The 6,272-nt window shown below is 42.7% G+C and carries 4 protein-coding genes and 1 pseudogene; 1 reads left to right on the forward strand and 4 read right to left on the reverse strand.

Annotation, left to right across the window (positions count from 1 at the left end):
- Positions 1–198 precede the first annotated feature (198 nt).
- A complete protein-coding gene (locus tag F6K52_RS30310) occupies positions 199–1,479 on the forward strand; it encodes a transposase (RefSeq protein WP_293087612.1) in 1,281 nt (426 codons plus the stop codon).
- A 191-nt stretch (positions 1,480–1,670) separates the two neighbouring features.
- Here F6K52_RS30310 and psbM read toward each other — a convergent pair whose 3' ends face one another.
- From psbM to F6K52_RS30330, 4 genes and pseudogenes are all read right to left on the reverse strand, one after another.
- The gene (gene psbM, locus F6K52_RS30315; RefSeq protein ID WP_044495836.1) at positions 1,671–1,784 is read right to left on the reverse strand and encodes a photosystem II reaction center protein PsbM; all 114 of its coding nucleotides are present in this window, start codon (positions 1,782–1,784) and stop codon (positions 1,671–1,673) included.
- A gap of 178 nt (positions 1,785–1,962) precedes the next feature.
- Positions 1,963–2,292 carry a 2Fe-2S iron-sulfur cluster-binding protein gene (locus F6K52_RS30320; protein WP_293087604.1) on the reverse strand — a complete coding sequence of 110 codons (330 nt, stop codon included), beginning with the start codon at positions 2,290–2,292 and terminating at the stop codon, positions 1,963–1,965.
- 366 nt (positions 2,293–2,658) lie between these two features.
- Positions 2,659–4,545, reverse strand: a complete 1,887-nt coding sequence (locus tag F6K52_RS30325; protein ID WP_293087608.1) for a TolC family protein — start codon at positions 4,543–4,545, stop codon at positions 2,659–2,661.
- A gap of 1,339 nt (positions 4,546–5,884) precedes the next feature.
- Positions 5,885–6,272, reverse strand: a pseudogene (locus tag F6K52_RS30330) (mannose-1-phosphate guanylyltransferase); the annotation flags it as partial.

Here is a 6,272-nt window from a genome sequence, read left to right on the forward strand (position 1 = left end):
ATAAGGCAGCCTTTATGGTTGGTCGGCTATGGGTAAAAGGGTTAAAAATTTATGATTAAGGCTGCCTTATTTTAAGGTTTCGTCTCCGGGATGAAAGCGAGATGGTGGCTTTAGCCGCCGTGAAAAAATATTTAGAAAAGTTCCGTAATTTTTCGCTATTGTTGGTAGAATAAAGTAAAGCAGTTGAGGTCGAAGCTGGTGATCATTCTGGAATTTAAAGCATACGGTAAAAAGCCACAATATCAGGCTATTGATGAGGCAATCAGGACGGCTAGATTTATCAGAAATAGTTGTATCCGCTACTGGATGGACAACAAGGGCATCAATAAATACGATTTGTCCAAATACAGTAAAGTATTAGCCCATCAGTTTCCGTTTGCTAATGAGTTAAATTCCACCGCTCGTCAATCTAGTTCTGAACGGGCATGGTCATCAATTTCTCGGTTTTTCGACAACTGCAAAAAGGAGGTATCTGGAAAGAAAGGTTTTCCTAAGTTCCAAAAACGTGGCAGGTCAGTAGAGTACAAGCAAAGTGGCTGGAAATTATCACCTGATAAAAAGTCAATCACTTTCACTGACAAGAAAGGGATTGGAAAGCTTAAACTAAAAGGTACCTGGGACTTGTGGCGCTTTGATAAGAAGCTTTTCAAGCGGGTTCGGATAGTACATCGGGCTGATGGCTACTATGTACAGTTTTGTGTTTCAGTTGATATTAACGTTCGCGAAGCGTGGCCTACGGCCTTAGAACTGAAACCCACAGGGAACACTGTCGGGCTAGATGTAGGCTTGAAGGATTTCTACACTGATTCCGACGGCAATACTGAACTCAATCCCCGGTTCTACAGAACAGGAGAAAAGCGTTTAAAATTTTATCAACGCCGAGTTTATCGGAGGAAGAAAGGCTCATCTAACCGCAAAAAAGCTATCAATAGACTAGGCAGACAACACCTCAAAATAAGTAGGCAACGTGAAGAACATGCCAAGAGACTGGCACGTTGCGTAATCCGGTCTAACGACTTGGTCGCCTACGAAGATTTGAGAGTAAAGAATCTGGTTAAGAATCATTGTCTGGCTAAGTCTATTAATGATGCAGGTTGGTATCAATTTAGGAAATGGTTAGAGCATTTTGGAACTAAATTTGGCAGGGTTACGGTTGCAGTAAATCCTGCCTATACAAGTCAGAATTGCTCAGAATGCGGCGAGGTCGTCAAGAAATCACTATCGACTAGAACTCACATCTGCAAGTGTGGTTGTAAATTAGACCGAGACCACAACGCCGCAGTAAACATCCTAAAAAAAGCCTTGGGTACGGTGGGGCACACCGGAACCTGGATTATTAATCCGAACTCTTCGGGAGATCTGACCTCTACTGTTCTTGGTTCCGACCAGGTTCAGCAAGTCGGGTCGTTGAGCGTTCGCGGAGCGTGGCCAACGGCCAAGAATCCCCGCGTATGCGCGACCGGGGAGTGTCAAGTCTAATTAATTAGACAAAATCAGAAAACGTTATAGAAAAAATTCCTTGCACTTTCATCCTGGTAAGAATCCCACGCTGACCTTTGGCTAGCGATGCAGCGCGGTCTTGGGGGTTTCCCCCATGAGCGACTGCATCAAGAAAGGAGCAATGCTTGGGCTTTTGGTACAGGCGTGGGGATTATCACCAGATCAGTTAACTAGTTTCCTGAGCCTTCACGACTCGCGGTTTGGATATAAAGAATTAGCAGGAAAACCGCAGGAACCAGCACAAACAAAATGCTGGCAACAAAACCTAGATCGTTAACTTGCATGATTATTAGTTCCTCTAAATCGTTTTTAACCCACCAGCTATAGAATACCATTAACAAGGCTGTTCGCGAAGCGTCGCCTTCGGCGAATCGAAATAGAACATGGAAATAGAAGCCTGGCAGGAGGGGGAATTCAGCTGACAAGCCCTCGCCAGCTAGCCCTTAAAATCCTTTGCTATGGTTAGATGGCAGCAGATGGGGATTTGCTCTTCAGGCTTGGTTTAGTTTTAACACTCACAGGTCCATTCACCAAGACTTGACAGGCCAATCGGTAATTATCAGGCTTTTTCTTTAGTTTCCGATTTTCTACCTCAGTTCTAGGGGATAGATTTTCTATCCCTGCCACAATTTCCACAATACAGGTACCACATTGACCATAACCGCCACAATTCACCAGCTTGCCCCGAAACGTGTAGAGATCTATGCGATTTTGCAGCATTTTCTCTCGTAAGTTCGCTCCATTGGCAGCAATGACTTCTTGGTCTTCCTTGACAAATTTGATATTAGCCATGATTTGTCCCAAGTCTGATCTTATTTTCTGATAGTATTTCTATTTTATTAAGGAATGTTAAAAAATCAGCATCCCTGGTCAATGGTTCATGGCTAAGTTTGCCATAAACCATTAACTCTAAAGCAGAGCAGGTATTCTGTCAATTTAGTTTTGCGAGTTAGGGCAAGGTTAATCGTATTAGATATTAGAAGTTAGTCCTTAACGCCTAATACCTAGTGTCTAATACCTAGGGTCTAATACCTAGTACCTAATACCTAGGGTCTAATACCTAGTACCTAATACCTAAGATCTAATACTTAGGGTCTAATACCTAGTGCCTAATCGTGACAAGTATAGTTTACCCCTTAATTCAGTTTTGATGGAATACTAAGGATTATCACTAACTTTACTGTCTGGGAGATTACTCACTGCCCGTTGCAAGTTGGCCAGAGCGCGGTTGTAGTTCAGAATTGCGTTAAGTTGGTTAATCCTAGCCCGCGTTAGGGCTGTTTGCTGGTTAATTACGTCGGTTTGGGTACCAACCCCTGCCTGAAATCGTAACCGAGCTAGCCGGAGACTCTCTTCTGCTACTTCTAGGGCAAAGGATGCGGTTTCAATACTCTCTTCATTGGAGTTTAATTGAGAATAAGCTTGCTCGATCTCAAAGCGTATTTGATCCCGTTGGTTCGCAAAACTGCTTTCAGCTAAAGCAACATCAATATCTTCCTGCTTTGCTCTGGCAACCGCTGCTCCGCCATCAAAAAAATTCCACTGGAATGTTGCCCCTACCGAATAACCATCACCAAAACCCACAACATCATCTAAGTTATCAGCTAGGTCGATTTGACCAAATACACTCACCTGAGGCCTGACCGCCGCCAGGGCAATGCTGCGCTGTTCCTTGTTGATCTTTCGTTGTACCAGTTGCTGTTCTAACTCAGATCGGTTTTTATAAGACAATATCACGCTCTGTTCTAGAGATAAATCCCAACTTCCAGCAATTTCAATGGGATCTGCTGCAGTAATTTCTGCTGATTGAGATAAGTTTAATAACTCCGCCAGCTGACGTCGGGCAATACGCTGGTTACTCAGAGCGTTGGTCAACCCTTGAGAGTCATTGGCTAGCTCAACCTGCTGTTGCAAGACCTCAAATCGGGTTCCTAAGCCAGCTTGTTCCAGTAACTCTGTATCCCGTAAAATCTGAGCGGACTCGGTGACTGCCGCTTGGGAAATCTCAACTAGAGCATCATTCTCTTGTAAATTGTAATAGGCAAGGGTGACCTGAAGTCTGATCTCTTCAGAAAGGCGTTCTACCTCCAGCTGCTGCAAATTTAGTTGTTCCTCAGCTAGCCGGACTTGTGCTGGTCGTTGCCCACCAGTGTATAAGTTATAATCTAACCGTAGGGCTGCATTGAAAAATGCTGTCGGTACAGGATCTGGAGTACGAAATTCTGGTGGTGCAGCCTGTTGAGCTTCAGTTGCACGAGCATCCTCAGCAGCTGCCTCTCCTAATGCACTCTGTGCATATTGGATTTGCGCAGTTGTTGACAAATTGGGATACCAAGCGGTTAAGGCTTCTTGGAGAACGAACTGATTACGTTCCAAGGTAAGTTGTGCTTGCTGTAATTCCTGATTATTACGCTTTGCCAGTTCTATAGTTTGTTGTAGGGTAATTGGCTGTGTAATATCGATCTGGACTTCTTGGCTTTGGGTAGGAAATGATAAAGGATTCGGGTCAGGATCAAGAAACTCTGGCGCTGAGGTTCCAGGGGTTGGTGAGCTTCCAGAGGTTTGTGACATTAACTCAGGGTTTTCCTCTGTGGCAGATTCAACCACCATTACCTCACCAACGTCTACGGATTGCGTTCGCGAAGCGTCGCCTTCGGCGAATGGCGCTGCTAGCTCAGCCACAGCAGGAATCGACTCCTCCTGCTTTGCCTGATCACTAGGCAGGGTGGTTTTATCAATTATTTCTTGGACTAATTCTTCTTGGACTAATTCTGTTTCTGAAGGTGAGGAATCTACAGAGGGAATAGACTGCTCCTGGTTTGGTTGCTTGGGAGCTGGGTTAGTGTTATTGATGACTTCTACCACTAGCTCCCCTCCCTCTGGGTTTGGGGCTGCTTCTGTTAAGGATTCTTGGTTAGGTGTAGCTACTGAGTTATTAGTCGGCTTAGTAACTGATGATAAATCTTCTGAGGCTCCGGATTCCATGCCGCTCAAGGCAATTGCCGTCCCCACACCTACAGCTAATATATAACGAAAAGTTGGCATAGATTTTACAGTTGATTTTTAGTCTTAGCAGAACTACTTCTCTTGCTCAATTTAGCAACCAATGGCAGGATAATGGCTTGCTATTGGGTTTAGCAAAGGAATATTCCCGGTTTGCATATCTAAATCAGGATTGAGCCTCAAATTGCCATTTTTTATAGGAGTTGCTCTTTAACAAGACTTTATTATAGTGGGCAATGGCTTCACAGTATCCTCATATTGGCAATTTTCTGTTACAGGGAGAAAAGTGACTAGATGCGTTCGCTTTTAGCAGAAGCGAAGCTTGTTCGCTTTTAGCGGAAGCGAAGCTTCATCACACAACCCCTAAAATAATCTGCCACACATTTCAATTGTGAATAGGGGCTGAGGCCTTTGGCGCGGCTGAGGCCTCAGCCGCGCCAAAGGCGATGAAGCTTCGCTTCATTGGGAGATGGGGATGGGGAGATGGGGAGACTGGGAGATGGTAGACCCGCTTTTGCACACGATATCGGGTTAATCGGTTAAATTCTATTACTGAGCCGATGCTCTAGTATCAGGAAGTTGCCTCAAGTACGATAAATTTATTCTGGTTTGACCTTAGCTTATGATTGGGGTAAAGTTAACAGCCCGAGAGGTTTTCCAGTCTGCCACGCTACCAAAGCATTATCTCCGTTTTTTTCAAGATTACTTAATGGTCAGGATTACTTGTGTTCCAACGGATTTGTAATCGCATTCTCTGGCTTACTATCTATTAATCATTTCTATTAATCATTAATAAATAAAAAAAACGGTGTATGGCTAAGGATTGACAGTGGGATAACCTTATTTCTTTAAAAAAGGCGTTAGTAATCTAGCCAGAGACCTTCCGCTAGTCAAAACACCTAAGTTGTTTTTAAATAAGCATACATAAAATTTAGTCACCCATGCAGCCCCAAACCCCAAACCCCAAGCCCCAAAACATAAAAAAATAAGTTTATATACTTAGCTTTATTGATTACATTGATATTAGTTTAATATATTATTGGTTATAGTTTGTTAGGTATTTATATTATCTGTTAACTATTGCCGAAAAATCCATAATTTTTCGGTTATATGTTACCTGTTCCCTGTTCCCTGTTACCTGTTCCCTGTTACCTGTTCCCTGTTCCCTGTTCCCTGTTTATACACTTCATTGAATATTGCCTAACTTTGTCTATGTTTTATCTATAGTTTTTTATACTTAAGATTAAATAAATTAGTCAGGAAATTAAGAGCACCACTGACTCATAAATAATGATAAAAGGCTGAACTATATATTCTGGCTAACTCTGACGTTAATCGTAATTATAATGGGGTTAAACCTAGGAATTTTAGGAGTAATTAATTACAAAAAATCTTGAAGTTTGGAATTATTTTGTATAAGTTTTATAGCTTTTTTTATGTCCTGGGTACGGTCTTTTTTTGCAATTAACGTAGCATTGCGATCGCGTACCACTAGCACATCGTCTAAACCAATAGTAACAATCACTTCATCGTCACTACTAGAGTAGACAATTGCTCCTTCAGTATCCAGTTCCACATGATTAGCCATAGCCACATTTTTACCATCGCTATTATGCAGGCGTTCTAAGGCATTCCAATCTCCCAAATCATCCCAACCAAAGGAGGCTGGTAAAACATAAGCTAGCTGTGTTTTTTCCATCAAAGCGTAGTCAATACTTTTCTTTTCTAGCTCAGCATAAGCCGCCACACCTTTTTCTTCTAAAGGGGCA

It is taken from the genome of Moorena sp. SIO3H5 (genome assembly GCF_010692395.1).
Classification (GTDB): domain Bacteria; phylum Cyanobacteriota; class Cyanobacteriia; order Cyanobacteriales; family Coleofasciculaceae; genus Moorena.